This window comes from Thermoplasmata archaeon (assembly GCA_035532555.1).
In the GTDB taxonomy this organism is placed as follows: domain Archaea; phylum Thermoplasmatota; class Thermoplasmata; order Lutacidiplasmatales; family UBA184; genus Lutacidiplasma.
The window spans coordinates 38,142-63,315 of record DATKQS010000004.1; the positions used below are offsets into that span (position 1 = coordinate 38,142).

32 protein-coding genes and 1 tRNA gene are annotated in these 25,174 nt (G+C 67.1%); 6 read left to right on the forward strand and 27 right to left on the reverse strand.

Annotation, left to right across the window (positions count from 1 at the left end; all coding sequences use genetic code 11):
- Positions 1-9 precede the first annotated feature (9 nt).
- The 17 genes from VMV28_00800 to VMV28_00880 all read right to left on the reverse strand — a co-directional run bounded on the left by VMV28_00800 (position 10) and on the right by VMV28_00880 (position 11,742).
- Positions 10-651, reverse strand: coding sequence for an RlmE family RNA methyltransferase (locus tag VMV28_00800; protein HUZ79154.1), 642 nt, complete (start codon positions 649-651; stop codon positions 10-12).
- A 62-nt stretch (positions 652-713) separates the two neighbouring features.
- Positions 714-788 (reverse strand) — tRNA-Pro (locus VMV28_00805).
- A gap of 63 nt (positions 789-851) precedes the next feature.
- Positions 852-1,034 carry a hypothetical protein gene (locus VMV28_00810; GenBank protein ID HUZ79155.1) on the reverse strand — a complete coding sequence of 61 codons (183 nt, stop codon included), beginning with the start codon at positions 1,032-1,034 and terminating at the stop codon, positions 852-854.
- Between the two features lie 91 nt (positions 1,035-1,125).
- Entirely contained in the window at positions 1,126-1,827 is a 702-nt protein-coding gene (locus tag VMV28_00815; GenBank protein ID HUZ79156.1) for a hypothetical protein, read from the reverse strand.
- Between the two features lie 109 nt (positions 1,828-1,936).
- Positions 1,937-2,869: a heme o synthase gene (gene cyoE, locus VMV28_00820; protein HUZ79157.1), complete on the reverse strand. Its 933-nt coding sequence runs from the start codon at positions 2,867-2,869 to the stop codon at positions 1,937-1,939.
- 36 nt (positions 2,870-2,905) lie between these two features.
- The gene (locus VMV28_00825; protein HUZ79158.1) at positions 2,906-3,481 is read right to left on the reverse strand and encodes a COX15/CtaA family protein; all 576 of its coding nucleotides are present in this window, start codon (positions 3,479-3,481) and stop codon (positions 2,906-2,908) included.
- 13 nt (positions 3,482-3,494) lie between these two features.
- On the reverse strand, positions 3,495-5,174 hold the full coding sequence (locus tag VMV28_00830) for a cbb3-type cytochrome c oxidase subunit I (GenBank protein ID HUZ79159.1): 1,680 nt from the start codon (positions 5,172-5,174) through the stop codon (positions 3,495-3,497).
- Between the two features lie 16 nt (positions 5,175-5,190).
- Positions 5,191-5,622 carry a hypothetical protein gene (locus VMV28_00835; GenBank protein ID HUZ79160.1) on the reverse strand — a complete coding sequence of 144 codons (432 nt, stop codon included), beginning with the start codon at positions 5,620-5,622 and terminating at the stop codon, positions 5,191-5,193.
- Positions 5,615-5,884 carry a hypothetical protein gene (locus tag VMV28_00840; GenBank protein ID HUZ79161.1) on the reverse strand — a complete coding sequence of 90 codons (270 nt, stop codon included), beginning with the start codon at positions 5,882-5,884 and terminating at the stop codon, positions 5,615-5,617. Before VMV28_00840 ends, VMV28_00835 begins: the two co-directional genes overlap by 8 nt.
- Positions 5,877-7,232: a cytochrome bc complex cytochrome b subunit gene (locus VMV28_00845; protein HUZ79162.1), complete on the reverse strand. Its 1,356-nt coding sequence runs from the start codon at positions 7,230-7,232 to the stop codon at positions 5,877-5,879. Before VMV28_00845 ends, VMV28_00840 begins: the two co-directional genes overlap by 8 nt.
- A 10-nt stretch (positions 7,233-7,242) precedes the next feature.
- Positions 7,243-8,040 (reverse strand): Rieske 2Fe-2S domain-containing protein, encoded by a 798-nt coding sequence (locus tag VMV28_00850; GenBank protein HUZ79163.1) that lies wholly within the window; start codon positions 8,038-8,040, stop codon positions 7,243-7,245.
- A complete protein-coding gene (locus tag VMV28_00855) occupies positions 8,037-8,219 on the reverse strand; it encodes a hypothetical protein (GenBank protein ID HUZ79164.1) in 183 nt (60 codons plus the stop codon). The genes VMV28_00850 and VMV28_00855 overlap by 4 nt, the downstream gene beginning before the upstream one ends.
- Positions 8,216-8,608: a hypothetical protein gene (locus VMV28_00860; protein HUZ79165.1), complete on the reverse strand. Its 393-nt coding sequence runs from the start codon at positions 8,606-8,608 to the stop codon at positions 8,216-8,218. The genes VMV28_00855 and VMV28_00860 overlap by 4 nt, the downstream gene beginning before the upstream one ends.
- A gap of 10 nt (positions 8,609-8,618) precedes the next feature.
- A complete protein-coding gene (locus VMV28_00865) occupies positions 8,619-9,452 on the reverse strand; it encodes a twin-arginine translocase subunit TatC (protein ID HUZ79166.1) in 834 nt (277 codons plus the stop codon).
- A gap of 105 nt (positions 9,453-9,557) precedes the next feature.
- Entirely contained in the window at positions 9,558-9,779 is a 222-nt protein-coding gene (locus tag VMV28_00870; protein ID HUZ79167.1) for a twin-arginine translocase TatA/TatE family subunit, read from the reverse strand.
- Between the two features lie 103 nt (positions 9,780-9,882).
- Complete coding sequence (locus VMV28_00875) at positions 9,883-10,923, reverse strand: AbrB/MazE/SpoVT family DNA-binding domain-containing protein (protein HUZ79168.1); 1,041 nt, start codon at positions 10,921-10,923, stop codon at positions 9,883-9,885.
- Between the two features lie 93 nt (positions 10,924-11,016).
- Entirely contained in the window at positions 11,017-11,742 is a 726-nt protein-coding gene (locus VMV28_00880) for a hypothetical protein (GenBank protein HUZ79169.1), read from the reverse strand.
- A 146-nt stretch (positions 11,743-11,888) separates the two neighbouring features.
- Here VMV28_00880 and VMV28_00885 point away from each other — a divergent pair, with 146 nt between their 5' ends.
- Together VMV28_00885 and VMV28_00890 are read left to right on the forward strand one after the other, a co-directional pair.
- Entirely contained in the window at positions 11,889-12,104 is a 216-nt protein-coding gene (locus VMV28_00885; GenBank protein ID HUZ79170.1) for a hypothetical protein, read from the forward strand.
- Positions 12,097-12,561, forward strand: a complete 465-nt coding sequence (locus VMV28_00890) for a cytochrome c oxidase subunit II (GenBank protein ID HUZ79171.1) — start codon at positions 12,097-12,099, stop codon at positions 12,559-12,561. The genes VMV28_00885 and VMV28_00890 overlap by 8 nt, the downstream gene beginning before the upstream one ends.
- A gap of 119 nt (positions 12,562-12,680) precedes the next feature.
- On the opposite strand, the gene VMV28_00895 is transcribed toward VMV28_00890, so the two are convergent.
- The 7 genes from VMV28_00895 to mdh all read right to left on the reverse strand — a co-directional run bounded on the left by VMV28_00895 (position 12,681) and on the right by mdh (position 19,672).
- Positions 12,681-13,724, reverse strand: a complete 1,044-nt coding sequence (locus tag VMV28_00895) for a hypothetical protein (protein ID HUZ79172.1) — start codon at positions 13,722-13,724, stop codon at positions 12,681-12,683.
- A 78-nt stretch (positions 13,725-13,802) separates the two neighbouring features.
- The gene (locus VMV28_00900) at positions 13,803-14,666 is read right to left on the reverse strand and encodes a CBS domain-containing protein (GenBank protein ID HUZ79173.1); all 864 of its coding nucleotides are present in this window, start codon (positions 14,664-14,666) and stop codon (positions 13,803-13,805) included.
- Entirely contained in the window at positions 14,663-15,256 is a 594-nt protein-coding gene (locus VMV28_00905; protein HUZ79174.1) for an SIS domain-containing protein, read from the reverse strand. Before VMV28_00905 ends, VMV28_00900 begins: the two co-directional genes overlap by 4 nt.
- The gene (locus VMV28_00910; GenBank protein ID HUZ79175.1) at positions 15,253-16,230 is read right to left on the reverse strand and encodes a GHMP kinase; all 978 of its coding nucleotides are present in this window, start codon (positions 16,228-16,230) and stop codon (positions 15,253-15,255) included. The genes VMV28_00905 and VMV28_00910 overlap by 4 nt, the downstream gene beginning before the upstream one ends.
- A complete protein-coding gene (locus VMV28_00915) occupies positions 16,227-18,287 on the reverse strand; it encodes an ATP-dependent DNA helicase (GenBank protein ID HUZ79176.1) in 2,061 nt (686 codons plus the stop codon). Before VMV28_00915 ends, VMV28_00910 begins: the two co-directional genes overlap by 4 nt.
- 86 nt (positions 18,288-18,373) lie before the next feature.
- Positions 18,374-18,700: a 4Fe-4S dicluster domain-containing protein gene (locus VMV28_00920; protein ID HUZ79177.1), complete on the reverse strand. Its 327-nt coding sequence runs from the start codon at positions 18,698-18,700 to the stop codon at positions 18,374-18,376.
- A 27-nt stretch (positions 18,701-18,727) separates the two neighbouring features.
- Positions 18,728-19,672, reverse strand: coding sequence for a malate dehydrogenase (gene mdh / locus VMV28_00925; GenBank protein ID HUZ79178.1), 945 nt, complete (start codon positions 19,670-19,672; stop codon positions 18,728-18,730).
- Between the two features lie 110 nt (positions 19,673-19,782).
- Here mdh and VMV28_00930 point away from each other — a divergent pair, with 110 nt between their 5' ends.
- Genes VMV28_00930 through VMV28_00945 form a run of 4 tightly spaced genes read left to right on the forward strand, consistent with a single transcriptional unit; the run spans position 19,783 to position 22,384 of the window.
- Positions 19,783-20,016 (forward strand): hypothetical protein, encoded by a 234-nt coding sequence (locus tag VMV28_00930; GenBank protein ID HUZ79179.1) that lies wholly within the window; start codon positions 19,783-19,785, stop codon positions 20,014-20,016.
- Positions 19,985-20,212 carry a hypothetical protein gene (locus tag VMV28_00935; GenBank protein HUZ79180.1) on the forward strand — a complete coding sequence of 76 codons (228 nt, stop codon included), beginning with the start codon at positions 19,985-19,987 and terminating at the stop codon, positions 20,210-20,212. The genes VMV28_00930 and VMV28_00935 overlap by 32 nt, the downstream gene beginning before the upstream one ends.
- Positions 20,213-20,220: 8 nt before the next feature.
- A complete protein-coding gene (locus VMV28_00940; protein HUZ79181.1) occupies positions 20,221-21,180 on the forward strand; it encodes a 2-dehydropantoate 2-reductase in 960 nt (319 codons plus the stop codon).
- Positions 21,181-21,202: 22 nt separating this feature from the next.
- Positions 21,203-22,384: a phosphoglycerate kinase gene (locus VMV28_00945; GenBank protein HUZ79182.1), complete on the forward strand. Its 1,182-nt coding sequence runs from the start codon at positions 21,203-21,205 to the stop codon at positions 22,382-22,384.
- On the opposite strand, the gene cutA is transcribed toward VMV28_00945, so the two are convergent.
- The 3 genes from cutA to VMV28_00960 all read right to left on the reverse strand — a co-directional run bounded on the left by cutA (position 22,284) and on the right by VMV28_00960 (position 24,999).
- Positions 22,284-22,763 carry a divalent-cation tolerance protein CutA gene (gene cutA / locus VMV28_00950; protein HUZ79183.1) on the reverse strand — a complete coding sequence of 160 codons (480 nt, stop codon included), beginning with the start codon at positions 22,761-22,763 and terminating at the stop codon, positions 22,284-22,286. The two genes, VMV28_00945 and cutA, sit on opposite strands and share 101 nt — an antisense overlap.
- On the reverse strand, positions 22,760-24,277 hold the full coding sequence (locus VMV28_00955; protein HUZ79184.1) for a metallophosphoesterase: 1,518 nt from the start codon (positions 24,275-24,277) through the stop codon (positions 22,760-22,762). Before VMV28_00955 ends, cutA begins: the two co-directional genes overlap by 4 nt.
- 116 nt (positions 24,278-24,393) lie before the next feature.
- Positions 24,394-24,999, reverse strand: coding sequence for a hypothetical protein (locus VMV28_00960; protein HUZ79185.1), 606 nt, complete (start codon positions 24,997-24,999; stop codon positions 24,394-24,396).
- Between the last annotated feature and the right edge of the window lie 175 nt (positions 25,000-25,174).

Here is a 25,174-nt window from a genome sequence, read left to right on the forward strand (position 1 = left end):
CGAGAGTGTCTAGAGGGGGCCGGGCGGCACGGAAGTGGGTGCGCTCGGACGCCCGCGCTTCGCCGAGAAGCCGAGGCCGATCAGGTACATCTCGGAGGACTGTTCGCGCGAGGCGGGAGGCTTCGTGCGGGCCCATCGGGCGAAGTACGGGCGCAGTTCCTCCTCGAGCTCCCCGCGCATGTCGCCGTCGAACACCTTCGCGGCGAAGGAGCCGTTCTCGCGGAGTACCTCGCGGGCGAGCGCGAACGCCGCGCGAACGAGCTCCACGCTGCGGGCGTGATCGGTCGCGTACGCCCCGCTGATCCGGGGCGAGAGATCGGAGAGCACCGTGTCGAACCCGACGCGTCCGAGTCGCGCGAGAAGTCTCGGGTCACCGACCCGGCCGTGGATCGGGTGGATGCCCTCGGCGGCCTCGAAGGCGCGCTGGTCGACCGCCACGACCGTGCCCCGAGGGCCGATGAGGTCGCGCGCGACGAGCGACCAGCCGCCGGGGGCGGCCCCGAGATCGAGGACCCGGGCCCCGGGCCGGAGGATGGGAAATCGGGAGGCGAGGAACGTCAGCTTGAACGCCGCCCGCGAGCGCAATCCCTCCTTCTGCGCCGCGCGGTAGTACGGATCGCGCCGACGCTCTGCCACAAACCGTCGGACCATGGGAACACGGCCGAGGAATCGACCGTACTTGAAGCGGCCCCGAGCGGGAGCCGGGCGGCCGGTGGGGCCGTCCGAATTTGAATCGGAGTCTCTTGCACCCCAAGCAAGAAGGATGGTCCAAGCTACCCCACGGCCCCGAAACCGCGCCGGCGGGTTCGGGACCGGGGCCGCTTAGATAAGGTTGCCCCGAGAACGGCGAGCTAATGCACGAGGAGCCAGGCGACCGTGCCTGCAGCGCCGATAATCGCTGTGCTGGCGATGGCGAGCCAGAAGAACATCCGGAGCTCCTGCCTTCCCCACTGCGGGCTCACGTCCGGCGATGGGGTCGAGCTTCCCGGAGTGGTCCCGTAGGGCGTCTCCCAGCCGGCCGTAGAATCGCTCATGCTCGTTAGCACGAGGAGGCGCGGCCGTTCTTAATCCCTGCGTTCTTTCGCCCCGGCTCCCCCGGTGCCGGGGCGGTACTCGAGCGCGGGCTCACGCCGCGAACCAGGGCAGGCGGGCCGAGGGGCCCGTCGGCTTGAGGACCAAGAGGTGCAGGTTGGCGCCGGGGTCCCCCGGGGCGTAGGAGTCCTTCATCGCCATCTGGTAGATCAGGAAGAGCGCCTCCTCGTCCGTTCTCACGTCGAGCGAGCGGTGGACGTCGATGCCGAATCGCGTACGCAGGAGCGTCAGCATCTCCTCGAAGTCGATCTGCGCGGCGCCCTCGCTGTCCTGAGCGCGCTGGAACATCCCCACGACGACCCCCGTGGCGATCCGCAGGACCTCCCGGCGGTCAACGACGCGCGGGTGCCAGTGGGGGGCGATGTCCCCCTGCACGGGGACGGGGACGACGAGGATCGCGAGCTCGGAGTCGATCGGCGAGTACTTCCCTCGGGCGATCCGGTCCCAGGCCTCATCCGCGGCACGATCGGAGTGCACGACGAGGATCGCGCGATCCTCCCGCATCCGCGCACTCTTGGGGCGCGTGTTCCACCGCCCGAGCCACTCGGACGATGTGCTCGCGACAAAGACCGGCCAGGTCCGACGGGGCACGCCCGCCTCCTGGACCCAGAACGTAGGAGAAAGGCCCGCGTCGCCCTGGTCCGGTTGGATCCGAGCGTAGCCGAACTTCCGCAGTACGTCCTCGGCGGCGCGCTTGTGCTCGGCGGGCTCGACGGGGCGTTCAGGAGATGTCATCGATAGCGATAGGGTGCGGGTCGAAATAAGGACGTTGGCGGACCGGCGGCACGTTTCCTACAGGTAACTTGCTCCGGCGAGTCCCGGCCCCGCGGGGGCTCCGGCGGGCCTAGCCGAATCCCGTCGGGATCCCGAAGCGGAGGAGCGGCACGTTCACGATCAGCGCCAGGATCACGAACAGGAGGTAGGGCCCCGAATAGATGAACCCGCGACGGGCCGTGGCCCGGTCGACCCGCTTCCACAGGGGAAGTGTGAACATCACGAAGAGCAGACCGAGCACGACGAGGACGACGAGGATCGGCCAGGTGATCGCTCCCGTCCAACCGACCAAGAGCGCCGCCGGGACGAGGAGCGCGGCGGAGATCACCACGACCTTTCCCGAGTACGCGGCGTCGTTCATCCGAGGCAGCATCGGCAGCCCCGCCCGAGCGTAGTCGTCCTTGAGCAGCAAGGCGAGGCTCCAGAAGTGCGGAGGGGTCCAAAGGAAGACGAGAATCGCGAAGGCGATCGATCCCGTGGACCAGTAGCCGACCGCGGCGGCGCTCCCCGCGAGAGCGGGGGCGCTCCCCGCGAAGCCTCCGATGACGATGTTCCAGCTCGACCGGCGCTTGAGCCAGGCCGTGTAGACGACGACGTACGTGAACCCGCCCAGGAAGATCGAGAATCCCGTGAGGGGGTTGAGGAGCGCGCTCGCCGCGCCGATCCCCACCGCGAGGAAGGCCAGGCCCGCGATGAGCACCGCGGTGCTCGATGCGATCCGTTCGGCCGCCAGCGGCCGGTCGGAGGTCCGGTGCATCTGCGGGTCCACGTCCCGGTCGAGGTAGTGGTTCAGCATCGCCGCGCCGGCCGAGGCGGCGGCCCCGGTGAGGACGAGGAGGAGGAGGCGGTACCAGTCGATCGCGGTCGGGTTCGCAAGGAAGTATCCGCCGACGGCCACGAGGACGATCAGCAACGTGATCCCCGGCTTCGCGAGGCTCACCGCGTCAGAGAAGCGGGAGCTCGTGGGGAGCGCGGATGTACGGGCGGATGCGACCTCGCTCATCGAGACACTTCGGGCGCAGCGAATCCGCTCGCTCGCTTAGCCTTCCGGGCCGGGCGAGGAGCCCGGCCGAGCGGCTCCATCGTCCGCGGGGTCGGCTCCGGCGAGCGCATACGGGTCCACCTCGCGCTCCTCGCCCGCTTTCACCGCCCAGGTGACCCAACGCCGAGAGAGCGAACGCAAGTTGGACAGGAGCACGAGGATGAGCAGGACCCCGAACAGGATCGTGGCGAGCGCGAAGTGCAGGAGGACCAGGGCGAGGTTCAGGCTGGAATCGACCACCGCTCCTCCGAGCAGAGCGAGCGCGACGACCAGCGCGAGCGAGAACAGGCTGAGCTTGAGCAGGACCGGCCGGCGGCGCTCGTAGGCGAGGGCGAAGGCGCTCAGGATGACGAGCGCCACCGCGAGGAAGAACGCGCTGACGCGGTGGGCCCACTCGACCGCACTGGCTCCCGAGACCGTCGGGAGCGGGGTGAACGACCCGTTGCACGCGGGCCACGATGGGCATCCGAGGCCGGAATCGCTCGCGATGACGTTCCCGCCCAGAATGATCGTCACGTAACAGGCGACGAGGGCGGCGACGGCGGCGTACCGAAAGAGGTCGTGCCCGCGCATCGGCCCTCCCGGTTCACACCCCGCCTTCCGACTCGGCCGAGACGGGGACGGGGGTGGGCGCGGGAGTCGGGACGGCGACGGGCCCGGAGATGGTGCTCGGCAGCGGCTCGCCCCACGGGTCGCGGCTCGTGACGGGCTCGCCGTAGTAGTAGCTGTGGACCATGTTGTACAGGAAGAACAGCTGGCCGATCCCGAGGATGAACGCGCCGAGGGTCGAGATGAAGTTCAGCGCCTGGAAGTTCCCGGCCCAGAGATAGTCGTACACGCGGCGCGGCATCCCTTCGGCCCCGAGGATGAACATCGGGAACAGGAGCACGTTGACGCCGATGTACGTGAGCGCGAAGTGGATGTGACCGAGCCGCTGGTTGTACCAGCGGTGCGTGATCACCGGGAAGTAGAAGTAGATCCCCGCGAAGAGCGCCATCAGCGTCCCGCCGAGCAGGATGTAGTGGAAGTGCGCCACCACGAAGTACGTCCCATGGTAGAGATAGTCGATCGGGATCGAAGCGAGGTAGAGTCCCGATAATCCTCCGATCACGAACCCCGTGATGAAGGCGAAGCAGAACCACATCGGCACCGCCATCCAGATCCGCCCGCCCCAGAGCGTCGCGACCCAGTTGAAGGTCTTCACGGCGGATGGCACTGCGATCGCCATCGTGCTGAGCATGAAGAAGAACGCGACGTTCGTGTCGATCCCCGTCAGGAACATGTGGTGGCCCCAGACCGCGAAGGAGAGGATCGCGAAGGCGCCGAGGCTGATCGCCATCGCCGCATAGCCGAAGATGTCCTTGCGCGCTAACTTCGGGATGATGGTGGAGACGATCCCGAACGCGGGCAACACCATGATGTACACCTCGGGGTGCGCGAAGAACCAGAATAAGTTCTGATAGAGGAGCGCTCCCCCGAGGGGCGTGCCGTTCACGCTCGCGAGGATGTGGGTTCCGAAGTTCCGGTCGCTGAGCACGAACGTCAGCGCGATGGACAGCGACGGGAGGGCGAATAGCAGGAGTACGGAATTGATCAGCGTCGCCCAGACGAACAAGGGCATGTTCCAGTACTCGACCCCGGGCGCCCGGTGCTTGATGATCGTGACGAGGAAGTTGACCGCGCCGAGGATCGAGGAGATCGTGAGGATGTGCAATCCCAGGACCCAGTAGTCGAGCCCGTACGGGTTCGGGCCGTACGGCTGGAGCGACAGGGGGACGTAGCCGGTCCAGCCGGCGTACGCGTTCGAAAGGATCAGAATGACCCCCGCGGGGGGGATCAGCCAAAAGGCGATGGCGTTGATCTTGGGCATCGCCATCTCCTTGGCGCCGATCATCGACGGCACGAGGAGGTTCCCGAACCCGGCGAGGGTCGGGATGATGAACATGAAGATCATCAGCACGCCGTGCATCGTGAACAGCGTGCTGTACACGTCCGGCGTGATGCCGAGGGTCGTCTGGGGATCGAGCCCGAGCCCTTGGACGAAGCCGAGATCGGTACGGATGAGGACCGCGTAGATCCCTCCGATGAAGAAGAACGTGATCCCGGTGGCGATGTACATCAGACCGATCCGCTTGTGATCGGTCGTGAACATCCAGAGCTTCGCCTTCCGTACGAACCAGCTCCCCTGGTAGCCCAGGAAGATGACCGCGAACGCGGTGAATGCCGAGATCAGGCCGATCACGATGTAGGTCGTGGTGGCGTCCATTACGACCTCCGCGCGCTCATGTGAGAATCAAGCTCCCGAGCAGGTAGCTCGAGGCGGCGGCCGCGGCGAGGACGAGCACGATGCGCAGGAAGCGCGCCGTGGAATCCGCGGTGATGGGTGCCGGCCGAGGCGGGGTCACCCGGCGGCCGAGCGGCCAGACGCGGTAGGTGCGATCGACGATGTGGAAGAGCAGCGCGGCCATCAGGAGCATGAGGGCGAGCGCGAGCCCGAACGACTCCGTCCCGCCGGGAGTGACGAGCGGGTTCACGGCCGGCGCGCAGTTCGTCCCTCCCTGGAGCGCGCAGAGGAGCGGGGAGATCGGATCCGCAACGTAGAAGACGTACCCGACGAGCGCGCCGATGCCGATCAGCATCAGGAACGTGACCGCGTCGTAGAGGTCCGTTGTACGGCGCCGGACCGCCCGAAGGCTCGCTTCTTCGCTATTCAAAGAACTCGACCCTCCGGTGGGTAGCGCCCCGATACCGGTCCACGCGGTACAGGATCCCGGCCATGAACAGGAAGGAGAGGAACGCGACGACCGCTCCCCCGACGAGCGCCGCGATCGCGACTACGGAGGGGCCGATCCCGAGCGTGAGCAGGAGCCCGTAGACGAAGAACGCCGCGCCCAGGGTTCCGATCGTTAGGAACGCGCCCAGGATCGCCCAGAGCACGCCTGTCTTCCACTGCGGGGCCTCCGAGGGATCAGTCAAGGGGGTTCACCTCCGACGTCGACATCGGGGTCCCAGCGGGCGTGCCGGCTCCCACACGCTTCGGGTAGATGCCGGGCAGCCCGCTCTGGCGCGCCGCGAGGCGCCGCCGGTAGCCCGCCTGGTAGCGATAGTGGAGGAACACGACCAGGACCGCGTTCACCACGACCATCGGCGCGAGCGTCATGACGATGGTCGGCAGATCGATCTGGGCGCCGGGGGTGACCCCGCCCCAGACGCTCATGATGATGAAGAACTGAAGCAGGGTCGTCCCGATGAAGATGAACAGCGGGCGGTCCCTCGGGTGGGTGCGCTTCGAGCGGTCGAGGTACGGCAAGAACAGGAAGAACAGCGCGAGCACCGTGCCGATTCCCACGGCGAGCACGGGAGTGACGCCCGTGAAATCCACCAGCTTGAACAGCCACAGGAAGTACCAATCGGGTTCCGTCACCACCCCGACGGCGGCGGTGTTGCCCACGTACGTCGGGAGCGTCCAGGGCCAGAGCGCCGCTATTCCGAACAAGACGCCGAGATAGAGCAGGGCCCACTTGGTCATGTAGAAGAAGATGTGGGGCATGAACGGGACGTGCTCCTTGTCCTCCTTCTCGGTGAACCGACGGCGCTGGGTCGGATCCGAGGTGGACGGCGGAGCGATCCCGTGCGACTCGAACAGCGCGATGTGGGCGTAGAGCAGTGCGCCGAGCGCGAGCGGCAGGAGCAGCACGTGGGCCGCGAACATGCGGCCTAACAGTCCCTGGGGCGTCCCGTCCCCCATGATGAACGGCGCCGTGACCGGACCGAGCACGGGGAGTCGGATGGCGAGCACGATCCCGACGTTGGTGGCGTTGTAGCTGATCTGCGTGTAGGGGAGAAGGTAGCCCGTGAACCCCATGCCGAGGGTCACGAGCATCAGGAGCGTCCCGACCATCCAGGAGAACTCGCGGGGCGCCTTGTAGACCCCGAGATAGTAGCCCCGGAAGAAGTGGACGAACATCAGGAAAATCATGGCGTAGGCGCCGTAGAGATGGGTCGACAGGAGCAGCGACCCCATCGGGATGGAGTGGATGATGTAGTACGTCGAGCACCAGGCCGCCGGCGAGAACGGAGTGCCGATCGCTTGTCCGCATGCCGTCAGGGTCGAGCCGACGCTCGGCTGGTAGTACAGGAGCAGAAGGATGCCCGATACTACCTGGTACAGGAACGCGGTCGCCACGAACGCGCCCGTCCAGTACGACGGTTTGAACGTGAACGCGGGCTGAGGCCGGAGGGCCCACTTGCGCATCCCGGTACGGTTCTCGACGTATCCCCAGATCCGGTTCAACGTGCGGTTGTACCAGGTGCTGAACGACACTTCGTCCCCCCTACTGCGGGAAATTGCACAGGATGACGGGAGGCTGCGAGCTGACCTGACTGGTAGAGGCGACGCCGTAGCCCCCTTGCAGGGTATTGATGTGCCCGTTGACAGCCGGGCTCGAGGGGGTTATCCCGATCGCGAAGATGTTGCCGTTGGCGTCCGGCTCGAGGACGACCTGGGGGAGCGGCAGCACCGCGGGTCCCGTCAGGTTCGATGCGCCGTTCGTCGGATCGTAGGTGGAGCCGTGGCAGCTGCAGTGGATGTAGACCGACTTTCCCCCGGGGGTGTTCGGGCAGGTTCCCGGCGGATAGTAGGCGATGGCGGGCGCGGGGCAGCCCAAGTGCTGGCAGATCGCGCTGAACGCGACGATCGTCTGGGGACCTCCTGCGGGTCCAATCCCGTTGAGCGCGTGATCGACCGCGGGATACAGGTTCAGGAAGAAGTTGGGCTCGTTCAGAAGCGGGTAGGCGAACGTGAAGCACTGCGTGGAATTGGAACTGTAGTTCTTCATCACCGAGTCGACCGTGAGCGGTTGGCCCGAAACGTCGAGCAGCTGGACGCGTGGGTAGCTCGAGATCCCGATCGTGGGAGGCTGGGCGTACTGGAGCGCCCCGGCGATACCGCCTCCGATCCCGACGCCGACGATCCCCGCGACCGCGAGGAGCTTGAGCATGTTGCGTTTGGTCTCGTCGACCTCCTCGCCCTCGCTCGCGACGCGGTGGACCTGGCCCACGGGGAACGACAGGGCCTCCTCGCGCGCCACGGCGAACGGGCAGCTCGACGGGCAATCGAGATCGGGGCTCACAGCGTCCTCCCGCGGGTGTCGGGCAAGGTGTCGTCGACCTGGCTCGGGTCGGGAACGGTCGCGTCTCCCGGCAGTTCGGCCCGGTCGCTGCCGTAGTAGACCGCCCAGAAGATCCCGACCCCCATCAGAATCACCAGGACCTCGACCAGGTCCACCGATTGCGCTGGAGTGAGGCTCATGGCGTGCGCTCCGGCTCTACGATCACCGAGGGGATCGCCATCGACCAGGTCGGCACGGGATAGGATCCGGCCCACGGGACGCTCGGCTCGAGCGCCGGCCGGTAGGGAGCGCTCGGGGCGGTGCTCACGGCGATCGGGATGCCTCCCATGGGGGAGGAGAGCGGCTCGAGCCCCATCAGAGCGCTGCGGATCGAGAGCGGCTGCCCCGGGGTAGGGAGCGGAATGTCCGCGGCCTTGGTGAACTCGCCGAGCATCTGTTGCTTCATGCGGATCGCCCGCCCGTACCACCGGCCGATCGTCCGCATCGTTCCGGCGCCCTTGGTGCCGAAGAGGAGGAGCGAGGCGACGCCGGCGATGATGACCCAGTCCATGTCGGAGGCCAGCGCCATCGCAGCTAGCTCACCCCGCTCCCACCACGGGGACGACGGCCTGCCGTCGGTCGCGCTTGCGCTCGTACCGAGCGGCGAAGTACGCGCCTCCGAAGTAGAGCGCCATCATCGGGAGGGCGATGAGGAGCATGGTGATCCCGGAGTTGTCCGGCGTGATGATCATCCCAAAGATCAGTGCCCCGAGTACGGCTCCGCGCCAGTGCTTGGTCCAGGCGGCGGCCTTCACGACCCCGAGGCGCGTGAGGGTGTAGACAAAGATCGGGAGCTCGAAGACCACTCCGAACGCGAGGGAGTACAGCAGCGCGAAGGTGACGAAGTCCTGGACGCCGACGATGGGAGCGAGGCCCATCGCCGCGACGTACTTGAACAGCAGAAGGAAGGTGAACGGCGTCAGGAGGAAGACGCCGATCGCCGTCCCCACGATGAACAGCGCCGTCGCGGGGATCCCGATCAAGCGGAGCAGGTCGCGTTCGTTCTTCCTTAGCGCCGGGACGAGGAACGCTCCGACCTCGTGGATGATCCACGGCATTCCGAGGATCAGCGTGACGAGGAGCGCGATCTCCATCTGGATGAAGACGGAGTCGCCGACGCCGACGTTCAACAGCTGGACCCCCGAGGGAAGCATGTGGGTCGACATCCATCGGAAGACCTGCGCGCTGGCGTTGTAGAACAGGTTGAACTGCGGGTACACCATCGGAACGGTGTGCCCCATCCACGTGACCGTCGTCCACTGCAGATTGAAGGTGATCATGAACGCGAAGATCGGGACCAGCACGAAGGCGATGCGGATCACTCGGCGTCGAACCTCCCCCAGGATGCCGAGGAGGCGCTGCAATTCCCGCATCAGTCAATGGGAGCCTCCTCCGCGCGAGAGGGGGGGCCTCCTCTCCCTAGCGGGTCGCTCCCCGGGCGTAGCGCCGTTCGCATGCCGCGATCGATGCCGATCCGTCTAATGGGACGGTCCCGTAGTAGTCGGTGGGCTCGGGGCGGTCCCCGCCGCGAGCGCCGCTTGCTCGGCCTTCAATTCGCGGTCCACTTCGAGTCGCCCACGCTTGAACTCCCCCATCGATCGCCCGAGGCTTCGAGCGAGCTGTGGGATCTTCGTGGACCCATAGAACAGAATCCCCGCGACCACGGCAATGATCAACCAATCGTCGATAGAGTCGAACACCTAAGTTGCCCCCACGTGCTCGACCAAGGGTGGGAGGATATGGCGTTCGTACGGGAGGGTGCGATTGGTACCGACCGTCCGTACGACGGAGAGATAAAGGCCCCTACGCGGCCTCGACCATGACGGTCTCGTGGCCGCTCGATACGGCCCGATCGATCGCCATCTCCGCGAGCAGCGACAGGCAACCCGCGCCCCGCCCGAGCGCCACAATCGCCTGGTAGATCCCGTTCTTCCGGGCGAGCCCCTTCGAGCGCTCGGCCGCTTCGACGCTCGCGTGCCAGAGATTGATCGAGTCCTGGTAGACCTCGCAGGCGCGGTCGAGCGACGGGCGCATGAGGGCGTCCACGACCTCTTTGAGCTGGTCCTTCAGGCGCGGGAGCAGCGCGATGAGGGCGCCCTCGGTTCCAGCGAGCTTGGAGTGGTTCTGGTTGAGCACGGTGAGCGTCTCGTTGAACAGGTCGGAGAGCTCACCGAGCGTGTGCACCACTACCCGCCACTCGAGGAGCTGGCGGGGATCGGGCGAGCCGATGCGTCGCGCGAGCGACCAGTCACGGCTGGCGAGGAAGAGCTGGCGGACGAGCAGCGCGAGGACCTTGCTGCCCTCCTCGGAGAGGGTCGTCAGCCGGCGGGTCCGCACGTGCCGCGCGAGGATCTCCTGGGTCTCGTCAATGGACGCGACGAGGATCATCTTCATGCGCTGGACGAGCTGGGGTAGCTCGTACTTCGACGGGTCGATGAAGTTCTGCAGGACGATCCGGGTCGGTTCCTGAGCGACGATGCTGACCCCGAGGAGACCGCGCGCGGTCTGCACCGTCTCCTCCACGCGCTCCGGCGTGAGCGGGATATCGGTCCGGATCTCGATCGCGTCGTGGCCGACGCGGTAGGCGCCCACGATCAGCCGCTCGAGGACCCCCGGGGTGTCGAAGGAGTGGGCCTGCACGAGGTACGGCGTTCCCGACGGCACCGCTCCGGGAACCGGGGCGGGCTTGAGGAAGAGCGTCCCATCGTCGTTCTGATCGAACACGATCAGATCCCCGGGATGGAGGTTCATCGCCTCCGCCCACGGTTTAGGTAGGGTGACCGCGATCGAAGAGTGTCCGGCCTTGAGTACGCGCCGCTCTCTGCTCGGTGTGGCCCATGCCATTTTGGATTCCCAACCTACTACGCGGTCCGTAGGTATGGATATCTCCTCGCATTTGAACCTTGCGGCGCGGGGACGGGAGCGCGAGCGCGATGCCTATACCGGGGGTTTGGGCCCCTCGGGCGGAAGCGGCGGAGCCGCGGGGGGACGCTCCGGATAGCCGAGGCGCTCCGGAGGCATCTCATGCTTGGCTCCCTTGCGCCCCCCGACCACGAATCCCAGAACGATGGTGATGATGACCAGCGTGACGATGGTTCCCGTGATCACGTAGACCGGCCAGCCGGCACCGACGTTGGGGCTGGACACCGTGAGGTTGGAAGGCAGCGCCATTCCGAAGGCGATGAACCCGTACATCGCCTGCTGGAAGTGCCCGGGTTCCATGCAGACGAACTCGTACCATCCCTTCGCCGGAGCCTGGAACGTCGCGGGGTACGTTCCCGTCCCGCTCGCGTTGATCCATACGATGGCGCCCCATTGCGTCGCGTAGGCGTTGAGCTGCGAGGGACTGTAGCTGGTCGGGATCACCTTGCCTTGAACGGCGATGAGCGTGTACGTGTGCGCGATCACGTCCGCGTTGACAAAGGAGATCGAGACCGTGGTGTTGGGCTGCAGCTGGGTGGTGCTCTCCTGGAACGCGTAGCCGGGGACCGCGGTGACCGTATAGGTCTGCGCGCTCGCCGGGGGATTCGCCGGTCCCGGGACCTCGGCCTTGGCGCCCGGGGCGCTCCATACGACCCCCCCTCCGATAGCGAGTCCGAGCAGGATCGCCACGAGGGCGACGGCGGGGACTACGGTTCGCAAGCGAAATTTCGATGTGCGCATCCAACCCCCGCGATTCTCCGGGTGGCAGGCTCACGGATGGCCCGGTTAAAACCCCCTGCGTACGTACCTCCCGCGTCGGCGCGCGATGCTACGGACCCTGCGGTTCGTACGTGAGGATTATGTAGGTGCGCTCCCGGTTGCGCATCGTGGTCGGCTCTTGGTTCGCCGGTGGGCTCGCGCATTTCGTGGGGTCCATAGCCGTGAACCCGTGGTTCGGGGAGACGAACCTCCAGATGACCAACGACCTCCTCTGGGTGATGACCGGATTGGCCGTCGGTGGTGCCGTCGTCACGTTCGCGTTCCTCGTCTATGCGATCGTCCGCTTCCGCGACCCGAAGATGAAGAGATACCGTCATGGTTAAGATCAACAAGCTCGAGATCGCTTGGACACTCGGGGTCGTGGTCATCCTCGCGGGCGTCGCATTCTACTCGACCTTCCTACTGTACAATCTCGACGCGCTCGCTCCGAACCCCGGAGAGTACGTCAACGTCATCGGCCACCAATGGTACTGGGAGTTCTGCTACAGCAACGACACGTGCTTCAACTCGACCTACGACGCGAGCACGAACACCGTATCCGGCGGCGCTTTATGGGCCACGCCCGGATCCGTCGTGCAGATCAACGTCACCGGCGCCGATGTGATCCATTCGTTCAACATCCCCGGCATCGGCGTTCGCATCGACGCGATCCCCGGTCGGACGAACACGATCCAGTTCTCCGTTCCCAACGTCCCCGCGGGAAGCGAGTATCTCATTCAGTGCACCGAATTCTGCGGCACGTTCCACGGGACGATGCGTTCGTTCCTCGTGGTCACGTAGCGCGACGTCTGGCGCCCTCCCCATCGAGGCCCGTCCGGCATCGCCGAGACTCATCCGGGGCCGGATGAGACGGCGATCGAGGAGGGGGCCTCTCGATCCGGGGGCCCATTCCCGAAGTGTTAGTGGGGTCCTTCGGGAGCCTTCGGCGGGGGTGGCACCCGCCCGGTCAGCGACGCCACGATCACGACCGCGATCCCCACGCCCAGGAGCGCGGCGACTCCGACCAGTATCCAGCCTTGGACGATGGCGGTGCTCAGGGGCGGAGGCAGGGGAGGGATGGGAACCCCGACGTACAGGAAGCCGTACATGCCGTTCGCAAAGTGCCCCGTGATGGTGCAGATGTACTGGTAGACCCCCGGGCCGTAGACGGTGAAGTTCGCCCACGCGGCGTTTCCCGCCCCGGAGGGGATCGGAGCGTTCGTGAGCGGGGAATGCTGCTGGAAGAACTGGGTGAAGTTGCTGGGGAGCAAGGTCACGTTGGAGAGGGGGCTCATGGTGAAGGTGTGCCCATCGTTCCCGAGGTTCGTCACGAGGACATCGACCGTGATGGGATAGGAGGAGGGCGTAAGGTCCAGGATGTTGGGAACGAAGGAGAGCGAATCGGTCGTGTTCTCGGAGAGTTGTAAGCCCGGTCCTCCCTGCACCAGGATCCTTCCGGACATCCCGGCCTGGAACTGGTACGGGATGAGCGAGTAGACCTCGTAAGCTCCGGGAGAGGTCGACGCGTTGAGCGTGAGGTTGGCCCAGGCGTGCTGGCCCGCCGAGACGTTCACGTTGGCCAGGGCGCCCTCGGTCGCGTAGAAATGGTCGAGCTGGGATGGGGTCCAGTTCTGGGGGAGTACGTAGTTGGGGATGGGAGAGACCGTGAAGGTATGGGCCAGCGAACCGTTGTTGAACAGATCGACGCTCAGGTTCGAGCTCACGTTCGCCGTGAACGATGCCGGCGAGTACGCCGGTGCGTCGGACATCACGACCTGCACCACTTCCGTTCGGTTGACCGCCGGGATTGCGTGACCCTCCCCGATCAGCGGACCGGCTCGAAGTCCGCTCTCCGCGAACGCCGACCCGGGAAGGCCAATGCCCGCGAGGAGAATGCCGGCGATGAACCAGGGCAGAGCGCGACGGAGGGGACTCGGGCGACTCCTCGTCGTCTCGAACTTCACAGGATCCTCGGCGGCGTTTGGACCTGGGATCGGTTGATATGGATATTGTACGAACGCTCGGGAGAGCGCCTTCGGGCTCTAGACCGGGGGTCCGTCCGAGCGCGAGGAAGAGGATTCTTCGGCGTCGGCGAGATCGAACCGACGGAGGAGTTGCGTCGTGACCTCGATGAGCGGGTGGTGCGCGGATCGATCGATCTCGATATCCGACAGCGACCTCAAGTGGTGCTCGCGCGCCGTCCGCTCGAGCCCCGTTTCGAGCGTGGCGAACCGTGCCGGATCCTCGGGGACCAGGATGTAGGCCTGGATCTGGGCGAGCCCCATCTCCCGCGCCGCGAGCGCACGGTGGTGGCCGTCCACGAGGATCCACGCCTCGCCCTTGCGTACGACTAGCAGGGGCTCGGCGAACCCGCGCTCGAGCTCGTAGCGGCGGCCCTCGAGCTCGTCCTCGTAGACCTTCGCCTGCGTGGGGATCAGGTGGTTGAGCGGCACCAACCCCCGCTGGTAGGAAAATGCGATCCCGTAGCGCTCGGCGAGCAGCCGTTTCAGGGTGTCGGCCTTCGCCGGAGAGCTCCGCTCGAAGTGCGAGCGGACGATGTCGAGGTTGGCGAGGACGCCGACGAGAATACCGGCCTCGTCGATGATCGGAAGATCGCGTAGGCCGAACCTGAACATGATGCGGGCGGCATCGTCGAGCGCGGTATCGGGCCGTGCCGTGTACGTCCCCGGCCGAAGGATCTTTGCGAGGGGCGTCCGACGCTCCCCCGCGTTGCGGAGGAGCTCTTTCGCGCTGACGAAGCCCACGAGCTTTCCGTCGACGTCCGTCACGGGGAGGCCGTGGTGACGGGTCTTGAGCAGCTTTTCGATCGCCTCCGCGATCGTGCTCGTGTCGGAGAGCTGCTCCACGCGCAGGACCATGTAGTCCCGGACGAGGACCGGGCTCATGCGGAAGCGCTCGGCGCCTCGTCCCGAAGATAGGCGGTGAGGAGGTGGCAGACGAGGAGGTGCACGTCCTCGATGTGCTGCATCGAGTTCGAAGGGACGACGAGCGGGATGTCGACCGCGCCCCGCAGCTTCCCGCCGCCCATGCCCGTCAGTCCCACGGTGCGCAGACCCATCGTGCGGGCCGTCTCGACCGCCTTGAGCACGTTCGGGGAGTTCCCGCTTCCCGAGATCCCCACCGCAACGTCCCCGGCCTGCGCAAGGGTGCGCAGCTGCTCGCTGAACACGACCGCGTACTCCGAATCGTTCGCCCAGGCGGTGACGGTCTCGACGTTGTCGACGAGTGCCACGCAGCGGAACCGCTTGCCGTCCCCCCGGATCGTGGCCTTGCCGATGTCGACCACGAAATGCGATGCGGTCGACGCGCTTCCGCCGTTCCCGAAGAAGAAGATCGTACATCCGTCCTGACGAGCCTTCAACAGGACCGGGACGATCCGTTCCATCGCCTCAAGCAGGTAGCCATCCTGCAGGGCCGCCTTCGTATCCGCGACGTACCGGGTGACGTATGCGGGGAGGCCGGGGGCTTCGCTCATCGGCTCACGAACAGTATCCGCGACCCCTCCGGAGCGATGCGCACCGGTAGCCGCATCATGGGGGAGAGGGCCTCCGATATTTGACGGGTCCGCTCCGGCGGGTGCACGAGCAGTAGGAAACCGCCGCCGCCGGCACCGGCGATCTTGCCTCCGTAGGCGCCGGCGACCTTCGCCGCCGCGTACCGCTGGTCGATCTCCGCGTCGGAGACCGCCTCGGAGAGACCTCGCTTGAGCTGCCAACCTTCGTCCACGAGCGCTCCCAGCCGGGCCCAATCGCGGCGCATCAACGTATCCCGCGTCTCACCGGCGAGCTCGCGCATCCGCTCGAGCGATTCGCGGTTCTCGTGCGCGTGGTCGCTCAGGTCCGTCAGAATCCCCTGCGCCTTTCGGGTGCGCCCCGTGTAGAAGAGGGAAAGGTGGTCGCTGAGCGACTCCCGATCCTGCGTGGTGAGCGGGATCGGAGCGCACCGCACGGTGTCGTCCGCCCGGAACTCGATGTAGTCCACCCCACCGAACGCCGCGACGTACTGATCCTGCTTGCCGAGGGTACCATGGAGGACGTCGATCTCGATCTCGCAAGCCTGGGCCGCGAGGACGGCCGGATCCTTCAGGATCCCTTGGTAGGCATAGAGCGCATGGAGGAGACCCACCGCAAGGCTCGAGGAGGACCCGAGCCCCGTGCCTTCGCCGGGGATGTCGGCGATCGTGTGGATCTCGAGCGCCTCCGTCACGCCGGTGAGCCGCATCGCCTCTCGGATGATGCCGTGCTGAAGCTGATCGAAGTGCGAGACGTTCTCGGTCTGGGAGTACGTCGCCCGGATCGATCGGTCGAAGTTTGGATTGACGAGGACGTGGACGTACCGGCCGATCGCGGCGCTGGTGACGGCACCCCCGCCGTGATGGCGATAGTACGATGGGAGATCCGTGCCTCCGCCGGCGAAGCTGATCCGCAGCGGGGTCCGCGTGATGATCACGAAGGCGGGAGCGAGGAATCTCCTCTTAGGGGTTGCGGCGCGGGGCTCCTGGGAGGGGACCCCGACCAACGGGCGCGCCGACCGTAAAATGCCCGCGCGCTCGCGGCCAGGTTCCCGATCGGTTCGAGCCCCGGGAAGATGTCCGCGAATGCCGGAGCGCGGTGGTCCAGGACGATCGCGATCCCGCGGTCGTGCTCGGACCGTATCATCCGACCGATCGCCTGCTGCATCGCGCGTCGGGCCGGAATCTCCATGGTGTACTCCCAACCCCGTCCCGTGCGCGCGTCCAGGAACCGGCGGAGCGCCTCGCGGCGAGCGGTCGGTCGGGGGTAGGGGATCCCCACGATCACCACGGCCTCGAGCTCCTGTCCGGGGAAATCGAGCCCCTCAGCAATCCGGCCTCCGGATACTCCCAGGATGACGCCTCGGCTCGCCCCCTGCTTGTGCGCGTCGATCGACCGCCACAGATCTGCGGTAGAGACCCGTGGGGACTCGATCACGCTCGTAGACGGGATCGTCAGCTCGAGCCCCGCGTGGTACACCTTCTCCATGAGATCGAAGCTCGGGAAGAACACGGCCGTGTTCACCGGCAGGCTCTGCAGAACGGAGGATACCCGATCGGAGATCCGCGGGATCGCCCTCGGATCGGCCCGGATCTCTTCGAAGCGCGTGCTGACCGTCGGATCGTACAGATACTTGATGTGGGAGGGCGGAAAGTGCGATGGTACGCTCAGCCATCGGGTCCGTTCGCCGAGGCCGAGCGCGTCCCGATACTCATCGGTGGGCGCCAGCGTCCCCGAGAGGTGCACGGAGGTGTGGCATTCGAGGATCGGTTGAGCGGGGAGGCTCGCGTCGAGCGCGTAGGCCTCGAGCGCCGCCCGGGGCGACTTCGTGGCGACCTTGACGTAGCCCGGCTCATCGAGCTGGGGCCAGGAGAGCAGGGTGAGCGCCACCGTATGAACCCAGGACCGCGGAAGCTTGCGCTCGCGGCGGCGTTCCTCGCGCAGGTTCTCCCCCCAGGTGGCGAGGGATCCGAGCCAGGTGTCGAGGCGATGGCTCGTGCCGCCGAGCGCCGTCAGGAGGCCATCTTCGAGGACGTTCGGGGGAAGGATGGCGTCGTCCTCGTGCACGAGCGACTGCAGGAGCTCCTCCTCGGCCGCGCTGACGATGTCGAGCAGCCGGCTCGCGCTCGGCCCGTCCGGGAGCTGAAAATCCCCGCGCTCGGCGAGCTCGGCCCGGGCGTACCGGACGGAGGTGAGCGGGAGGGAGACGGTCGTCGTCTCCCGCAGGTACTCCGGGAGATTGTGCGCCTCGTCGACCACGAGATCGACCCGCTCGGGCCCGACTCCCATCCAAGCGTACAGCGAACGTCGGACGTGCGGGTGGAAGAAGAACGCGTACGGGGCCGTGACGATTCGCGAGGAAGGCATGAGCTTCTTCGACAGTTCGTACGGGCACAGGTTCTCGGTCCGGCAGTACTCCTCGAACTCACGCGGGGTCGGTTGCTTAGAGGCGAGCCGATCGGTCTCCACTTCCATGTCCGCCTGTAGGACCCGGGCGTAGTACACGCACCCATCCAGGTCAACGAGGTCGACAGGGCCCCCCTCGGGGAGCTCGGGCGGGGGAAGGACCTGGTTGCCTTCGCGGAACCCACGCTCGGTCGCTCGCTTGCGGTCCCCGCAGAGCTTCCCGTGCTCCTCGGCGGTCGCGCCCTTCATCTCGGCGACGTTCTCGAGCAGGAGGCAGCGACGCCCGCGCCCTTGCAGCCCGATGGAGAGCAGGGGCCGCTCCAGCCGATGGGAGATGGCTCGGGCCTCCTGGAGGACCTGCACTTCTTGGGCGTGGGTGCGTACGAGGTAGAGGATCTTGTGATCGGCCTTCTCCGCATGTTCGAGGAGCGGCGCGAGGGTCGCGACGGTCTTGCCCGAGCCGGTCGGCGCGTGGACGAGGAGCGGGCCTCCGCTCTCGGAGATCCGAGCGATCTCGCGGAGGATCTCCTCCTGGCCGGCGCGGAGGCGATAGGGGAACAAGGCGCTCGGCATCCCATCGCTGGACATCGCCGGAATCGAGGGTACCCCCTCCGTTCGAGCCGGGCAGCAGGCTTTGAACCTAGCCCTTCAGTGGAACGAAGCGCGGAGCCGGATCAGCCGAAGCGGTAGCGCATCCCGTACGGTCCCCGGGGCATCGTCCAGGTCACCGACCCCTGATCGCAGGCGATGTCGCACGCTCCGCACTCGATGCAATCCTCGTACCGGAAGACGAGCTTCCCTTCGATGCGCTCGTAGCACTGTGCGGGGCAGGCAACGGTGCAGAAGGAGTGCGGGCACGGTGCGCAGATCTCCGGCTTGACGGTGATGTGGGCGTGGTCCTTGGAATCGGTCGCGTAGCGAAGCGTGGCGAGCCGCCGCTTGATCTCGATCGGGGCCGGTCCCCGGGTCGGACCGCCCGGGGTCGCTTCGGTTTCGCTCACGGATCCGTTCGCCTCGGAGTGAGATCCCTACTTCGGCATCTGGGCGAGGATCGCGAGATCCTCCCGGACCGCTCGGACGCTCGTTTGGAACGCCGAGCGCTCGGCCGGAGTGAGGTCGACCTCGACGACCCGCTCGACGCCCTTGCGGCCCAGCACCACCGGGACGCCCACGTACACTCCCTTCTCCCCGAACTCGCCGTTCAAGTGCGCGGTCACGGGCAACAGGCGGTGCTCGTCGCGCGCGATTGCACGCACGAGCTCGGCCTGGGAGGCGGTCGGGGCGTAGTACGCGCTTCCCGTCTTCAGGAGGTTGACGATCTCGCCGCCGCCCTTCCTCGTCCGGTCGACAATCGCTTCCAGACGATCGGCCGGGAGGAGCTTCGTGAGCGGAACCCCGCTGACGTTCGTCAGGGAGAGCACCGGCACCATCGTGTCCCCGTGCGTTCCGAGGACGAACCCCGTCACGTCCCGAGGGGATACGTGGAGCGCATCGGCGACGAAGGTTCGGAAACGGGCCGTGTCGAGCGTTCCGGATTCCCCGAACACCCGCTCCGGGGCGAACCCGCTGATCTCGCGGAAGTAGAACGTCATGACGTCCACGGGGTTCGTCACGACCACGACGATCGCCCCGGGGGCCTTCGCGCGCACGGCCTCGGCGTGGCCCCGCAGGATCCCGGCGTTCTTCGTCAGAAGATCCGAGCGGCTCATCCCGGGCTTGCGGGCGAGTCCTGCGGTCTCGATCACGATGTCGGCTCCGGCGATCGCGTCGAGCGAGGTGCTCCCCCGGACGCGCGTCGAGAACTCGAGGATCGGAGCTGACTCCTGGATGTCGAGCGCCTTCCCCTCGGGGAGTCCTTCGACGATATCGAAGAGCATCACTTCCTCCGCGAGGTCCGCCTCCGCCAGTCGCTGCGCGAGCGAGCCTCCGATGTTCCCCGCGCCGAGCACCACGATCTTCGAGATTCCCGTCACGTTCCCTTCCCCGATCCCGCGGTATCCTCGTCGAGCTTAAACCTCCCCCCTTTCCGCGGGGATTCGGCTCCGCCGAAAGGTTGATTCATGTCGGGGTTGCTGACCCCATCGTGCCGGACATCGACTCCTTCTTGCTCAGCGTTCAGGAGCGGGACAAGTGGCGCGCTCGCATGGACCGCCTCGAGGAGGGCCTGCGCGAAGCGCGGGACCAGCGCCGTCGCTTGGAGCGCCGCCTCTCCCGCGTCAAGCGGGACCTCGCGCGAACGCGCGATTACATCGAGCGTCGGACCGAGCACCGGACCGTATCGGAACATGCCAACCCGAGTTTCCCCTTCGGAAGGTAGGACCGCCGCGCTCTCCGCCGAACGGGCGGAGCTCGAGGCCGCCATCCGGCGATTGCGCCGGGAGGAGGAGTACCTCACGCTCCAGATCCGACAGGCGCGCGAGCAGGTCCGCTACTACGAGGGCCTGCTGCACCTCCTCAAGAACGACTGGGGACGCGCCCCCGGAGTTCGCGACATGATCCGGAAGCTCGGGTAGCGCCAGCCGTGCGGATCGTCATCCTGGGCGCCGGGGCCATCGGGAGCCTCATCGGCGCGATGCTCCACCGTGCCGGGGAGGACGTCGTCCTCGTGGGCTCTCCCGCGCACGTCGAGGCGATCCGCGCCGGCGGGTTGCGGGTCGAGGGCCGGCTCGAAGGGACGTTCGCCATCGCGGCGGAGACCCGACTCGCGCCCGGTACCTCCGCGGATCTCGTCTGGTTCACCGTCAAGACCTTCGACCTTGCCCGGGCCACCGAGCAGGCCGCTCGCGAGCTCCCGGGGTCGATCCCCTGGGTGCTCCCCCAGAACGGCCTCGGGGTCGAGGAGGTGGCCCGGACCGCCATGCGATCCGCCGGGAGGGTCCCCGACCCCGATCGCTGGCTCGTCCGGGCCGTGAACACGATCCCCGCCACCCTCGTCGCACCCGGGATCGTCCGTCAACCGGGCGACGGGGAAATTCGGCTCGCCCACCCCAGCCACGCCGGCGCGAGCGAGCCGTCGGTGCGTCTCGTGGCCGCGAGTCTCGTTCGGGCCGGCGTGCCGGTCCGGTTCGTCCCGGACATCGATCGAGCCGCCTGGCGGAAGGCGGTCGTCAACGCCGCCATCAATCCGGTCACCGCCGAATACGGCATCCTGAACGGTCAGCTCCTCCAGGATCCCTGGCGATCCGAAGCGACGACCCTCCTACTCGAAGCACTGAGCGCGGCGCGTCTCGCGGGCTACGACTTCTCGTTGGAGGAGCTCGAACGCGATCTGTGGGAGACGGTCCGCGCGACCGCCGGGAATCGCTCGAGCATGCTGCAGGACATCGATCGGGGCCGGCCCACCGAGATCGACTCGATCTCCGGCTACCTTCTCGACACCGCTCGTCTGCACTCGGTGAACCTCCCCGCTACCGAGCGGATCGTGGAGCGCATCCGCCGGCGCGCCGCCTCGGCTCCCCATCCGCGACAACAACGCTCTTAGCGCGGAGCTCCTCCGGGCGATCATGGCCGCGAAGCGCGGGATCCAAGCGGCGAGCCTGCGCGGTCGCCGGGTTCTTGTGCGCGTCGACTTCAACGTCCCGCAGGAGGCGAACGGCCGGGTGGCCGACGACCGGCGGATCCAGGAGGCGCTGCCGACGCTCAACCACCTGCGCGCCGCGGGAGCTCGCACGATCCTCATGAGCCACCTCGGCCGCCCCGAGGGCCGGCACGATCCCCGCTTCACGCTCAAGCCCGTGGTCCACCGACTGAGCGCGATCCTGGGACAGCCGGTCCCGCTCGCGTCCGACATCATCGGGATCCAAGCGATCGAGGGGAGCGCCCGGCTCGCGAACGGGGAGTTCCTGATGCTCGAGAACCTCCGGTTCCACCCCGGCGAAGAGGCGAACGACCCGGCCTTCGCAGCGGCCCTGGCCCGACTCGGCGAGCTCTTCGTCGAGGATGCCTTCGGAACGCTCCACCGCGCCCACGCCTCCACGGTCGGAGTTCCAAGCCGCCTCCCGTCGTACGCCGGGTTCCTGGTCGAACGGGAGGTCCGCGAGCTCTCCCGGCTCGTCGAGCGCCCCGAGCGGCCGTACGTGGCGCTCCTCGGTGGAGCGAAGGTGACCGACAAGCTCCCGCTCCTCGCGAGCTTCCTCGGGCGGGCCGACACCATCGCGATCGGCGGAGCCCTCGCGTTCCCGTTTCTCGCGCATCGGGGCCACACGCTCGGAGCTACGGAGGTCGAGGGCGGCCTCGAGGACGTGCTCGTGGAGTTCGACCGCGAGGCGATGGGTGCCAAGACCGAGATCGTCCTCCCCACCGACGCGGTCATCGAACGGCCGGGCACGAACGCGACCGACGTGGTCGAGATCGGGGCGATCCCGCCGGATGCGATGATCCGGGACATCGGTCCGGCCACGGTCGCACGGTTCCGCGGGGCGCTCCAGGACTCCCGAACGGTGTTCTGGAACGGTCCCTTTGGGAAGGCCGAGGATCCTCGCTTCGCGGCCGGGACCCGCGACGTTCTCGCCCATCTCGCGTCGATCCCCGGCTACCACGTGGGCGCGGGGGGAGATTCGGCGAGGATCGCGCAGGATCTGGGGGTTACCTCTTCCTTCCAGTTCCTCTCAACCGGTGGCGGGGCCGCGCTCGAGTTCGTCCAGGGGACCGAGCTTCCCGGGCTTGCGGTCCTCCCCGACGCATAGGTCCGCCCCCGAGAGGCGGCGGCGGAGCGTCCGGGTCGATCTCCTGGGCGAGATACTCGAGGAAGCCGGCGTGGGCGCGGGGGACATCGATCTCCACGATCTCGGGCACCTCGTACGGGTGACCTTCTTTCAGCAGCCGGAACAGGGCGCCGACCCGTTTCGGGACGGTCTTGAACAGGACCATCGTCTCCGCGCTCGTCTCGATCCTGCCCTTCCACCGGAACCGGGAATCGACCGCGAAGATGCTGGCGCATGCGGCGAGGCGACGTTCGAGCGCTTCCTCGATCCGCGCGACCGCGGCGGCTCGATCCGGGTACGTGGTCAGCACGAGGCGCATCGGACCCCGCGCGTCCGGGGGGTCGATCGGGTACGGGCTCATCCTTCGGGTCCTCCCAGGACGCACTCTCGGCCGGCAAAGTTGAGGGTTGTGGTCGAGAGGGTCGCCAGATCGACTATCGCCGCCCGGGCAGGAACCGGGGTGATGTTCCGCATCTTCTGGTACTCCGTCTCCCCTTGCCAGGTCGAGACGTTCAAGAGCAACACCCCCCGGTAGTGGTCGACCCCGTAGGTGTGCGAGTGCCCCGTCACGAACACGTCCGGGAGCGGCTCGATGACCAGGCCATCGCGGGAGAGCGGGGCGAGCGGCGTCCGTCCCCCGTAGATCGGGGCCATGTGCCGCATCTGGAGCATCCGCTTCATCACGTCGGTCGGACGCCCGTAGGAAGCTCCGGGGATCGCTGGGATCAGTTCGTCGAATCCGCGTCCATGGTAGGCGGACAGCACGACGCCGTGGAGCGCGAAGGTCGACGGGTTGCCGAGGGAGCGTACGTTCCTCGGGAGCTGCGCGGCCATCGCCGCCGAGAGCGCGGGTTGCGGTTCGGCCGGTGCGACGGCGTCGTGGTTGCCCGGCACCACGATGATCGAGAGTCGTTCCGGCAGCTCGCGCAGACGACGTCCGAGCTCCGCGTACTGCTCGACCACATCGCTGATGGCGAGGTCCCGCTCTTGGTTCGGGTAGATCCCGATCCCGTCCACGAGGTCTCCGGCGATGACCACGTGCTCGAGCGTCTCCGCGATCTCGGCGTGGGGTCCTCGTCCGTGGAGGAAGTCCACGAGATGGGCCCACGGCTCGGAGAGGAACGAGCGGCTCCCGATGTGAAGGTCCGATAGGAAGAGCGTCCGGGACGGTCGATCCGATCGGTGGGCGGCGCGCCCGGGAGGCACCTCCGGCCGCTCGACCGAGGTGACCCGGTGCATCTTCCCCGCCTCGCGGGCGATCCTCAGGGTGAAGCCCACGACCTCGTCGGGGAGGAACGTTCCTCGGCCGACGAAGGCGTCGTTCGGAACCAACAGGTCGATGGATCCGGACGGATCCTCGACCGTGAGCAGCACGATCCGTTTCGCACTGACCTCGCGAACGTCGCGGATCATCGCGATGATCGACGCATCGGCCTCGGTCGACCGCAGCTCGCGGATCGGGCGGAGGTTCGATAGGCCCGGTCGGCCGCGGAGGAACCGGGAGAGCATCTGGTAGCGCGACGCGAAGAGCGCGCCGTACGCTTCAAGCGGATCGCGATTCGGAACCGGCGGAGAGAATCCCTCCGAGAGCAGGACGAACGGCGGGGCGATCCCGGAGCCCAGGGCGACCTCGGTCGCGACGGAGGGGGGGACGGCGCGAGCGACCATGCGCGAGGCCCGTCGGAGCTCGATCGTCCGCTCGACCATCTCCCGGGTCACTAGCGGCGAGCCCGTCCCGCAGCGGTCGAGGACCTGCTGCGAGAGAACGAGCGGCTGGCGATCGGTCAGGAGCAGCGTCAGTGCGTCGGTCTCCACGAGCTTGTGCTGGCCCTCGAAGTAGGCAACCAAGTGCCCGCGCAGGTCGGTTGTCGCCACGCCACCCTCAGAACGCGCGACGGGGCCGGTGCGCCGACCGGCCGACGCCGAGCGGGCGTGCTAGGCGGGCACGTTATTTCAACCATTCCGCCCGGGGCGGACGCCCCACGCACGCTCTACCGGTAGGATTCCTTCGCGTACGAAGTGCCCTTCGGGTACTTCTGCCGAAGGTGCTGGACGAACCCCTCGGGGGTGCGGTCGAGATGGGCGGCGTACCACTTGACGACGACGTCGCGCAGTACCTTGTGGACGCTCTTCAGATCCACGTCGGACTCGGAAGCGTCGTACAGGATCGCCTGGCTCATCGAGCGCATCCACCCGGAGTATCGGTGGTAGGACTCTCCATCCGTCCACTCGAAGATCCCGCGGAGGCGGCCCTTGCCCTCGGCGTCCCGGTAGTACCAGAAACGGAGCGAGAACCCGACCCAGCCTGCGGCGCGGTCGGCGAGCTCGAGCGTGCTGACCGAGCCGAAGTCGAAATTGTCCTTGAAGGAGAAGTTGGTCGGGTATTCGACGAACGTTGCGAACAGCGTGGCCGAAGGTTCGAGGGTCAGGTGGACGGAGATGTCCTCGAACTGGTTGTGGATCTCCCAGAGGTCCTGGAGCAGGCGTCGGTTCAACTCGGCGCGATGCGAGAGATCCTCCGCCGGCTTGGTGACGGCCGCGGCCTGGGTCCGGGCGAGCTCTTGGCGCAGCGACCCCACGAAGTCATCGTCGGGCAAATGAGACTCCACCGGGACCTCGGGACGAGGATCGCGAACGACCTTTCGGGCTTTTCCACGCGGCATGAATAGGACTCTCCCGATACGTGGTAGAGGAGCCCGTTATAAAAACTCGGGGGCGCTCTCGCAGCCCTCGGCTTCGAGGCGCTCGCTCCCTTCGGGAGGACAAAACGCC

Bases quoted from the DNA above. Each gene is read 5' to 3' on its own strand.
- VMV28_00880 (HUZ79169.1), bottom strand. From the start codon at position 11,742: ATGCGCACATCGAAATTTCGCTTGCGAACCGTAGTCCCCGCCGTCGCC.
- VMV28_00875 (HUZ79168.1), bottom strand. From the start codon at position 10,923: ATGGCATGGGCCACACCGAGCAGAGAGCGGCGCGTACTCAAGGCCGGA.
- VMV28_00810 (HUZ79155.1), bottom strand. From the start codon at position 1,034: ATGAGCGATTCTACGGCCGGCTGGGAGACGCCCTACGGGACCACTCCG.
- VMV28_00935 (HUZ79180.1), top strand. From the start codon at position 19,985: ATGCCAACCCGAGTTTCCCCTTCGGAAGGTAGGACCGCCGCGCTCTCC.
- cutA (HUZ79183.1), bottom strand. From the start codon at position 22,763: ATGAGCCCGTACCCGATCGACCCCCCGGACGCGCGGGGTCCGATGCGC.
- VMV28_00815 (HUZ79156.1), bottom strand. From the start codon at position 1,827: ATGACATCTCCTGAACGCCCCGTCGAGCCCGCCGAGCACAAGCGCGCC.
- VMV28_00900 (HUZ79173.1), bottom strand. From the start codon at position 14,666: ATGAGCCCGGTCCTCGTCCGGGACTACATGGTCCTGCGCGTGGAGCAG.
- VMV28_00945 (HUZ79182.1), top strand. From the start codon at position 21,203: ATGGCCGCGAAGCGCGGGATCCAAGCGGCGAGCCTGCGCGGTCGCCGG.
- cyoE (HUZ79157.1), bottom strand. From the start codon at position 2,869: ATGAGCGAGGTCGCATCCGCCCGTACATCCGCGCTCCCCACGAGCTCC.
- VMV28_00915 (HUZ79176.1), bottom strand. From the start codon at position 18,287: ATGTCCAGCGATGGGATGCCGAGCGCCTTGTTCCCCTATCGCCTCCGC.
- VMV28_00890 (HUZ79171.1), top strand. From the start codon at position 12,097: ATGGTTAAGATCAACAAGCTCGAGATCGCTTGGACACTCGGGGTCGTG.
- VMV28_00830 (HUZ79159.1), bottom strand. From the start codon at position 5,174: ATGGACGCCACCACGACCTACATCGTGATCGGCCTGATCTCGGCATTC.
- VMV28_00855 (HUZ79164.1), bottom strand. From the start codon at position 8,219: ATGAGCCTCACTCCAGCGCAATCGGTGGACCTGGTCGAGGTCCTGGTG.
- VMV28_00905 (HUZ79174.1), bottom strand. From the start codon at position 15,256: ATGAGCGAAGCCCCCGGCCTCCCCGCATACGTCACCCGGTACGTCGCG.
- VMV28_00800 (HUZ79154.1), bottom strand. From the start codon at position 651: ATGGTCCGACGGTTTGTGGCAGAGCGTCGGCGCGATCCGTACTACCGC.
- VMV28_00860 (HUZ79165.1), bottom strand. From the start codon at position 8,608: ATGGCGCTGGCCTCCGACATGGACTGGGTCATCATCGCCGGCGTCGCC.
- VMV28_00825 (HUZ79158.1), bottom strand. From the start codon at position 3,481: ATGCGCGGGCACGACCTCTTTCGGTACGCCGCCGTCGCCGCCCTCGTC.
- VMV28_00865 (HUZ79166.1), bottom strand. From the start codon at position 9,452: ATGCGGGAATTGCAGCGCCTCCTCGGCATCCTGGGGGAGGTTCGACGC.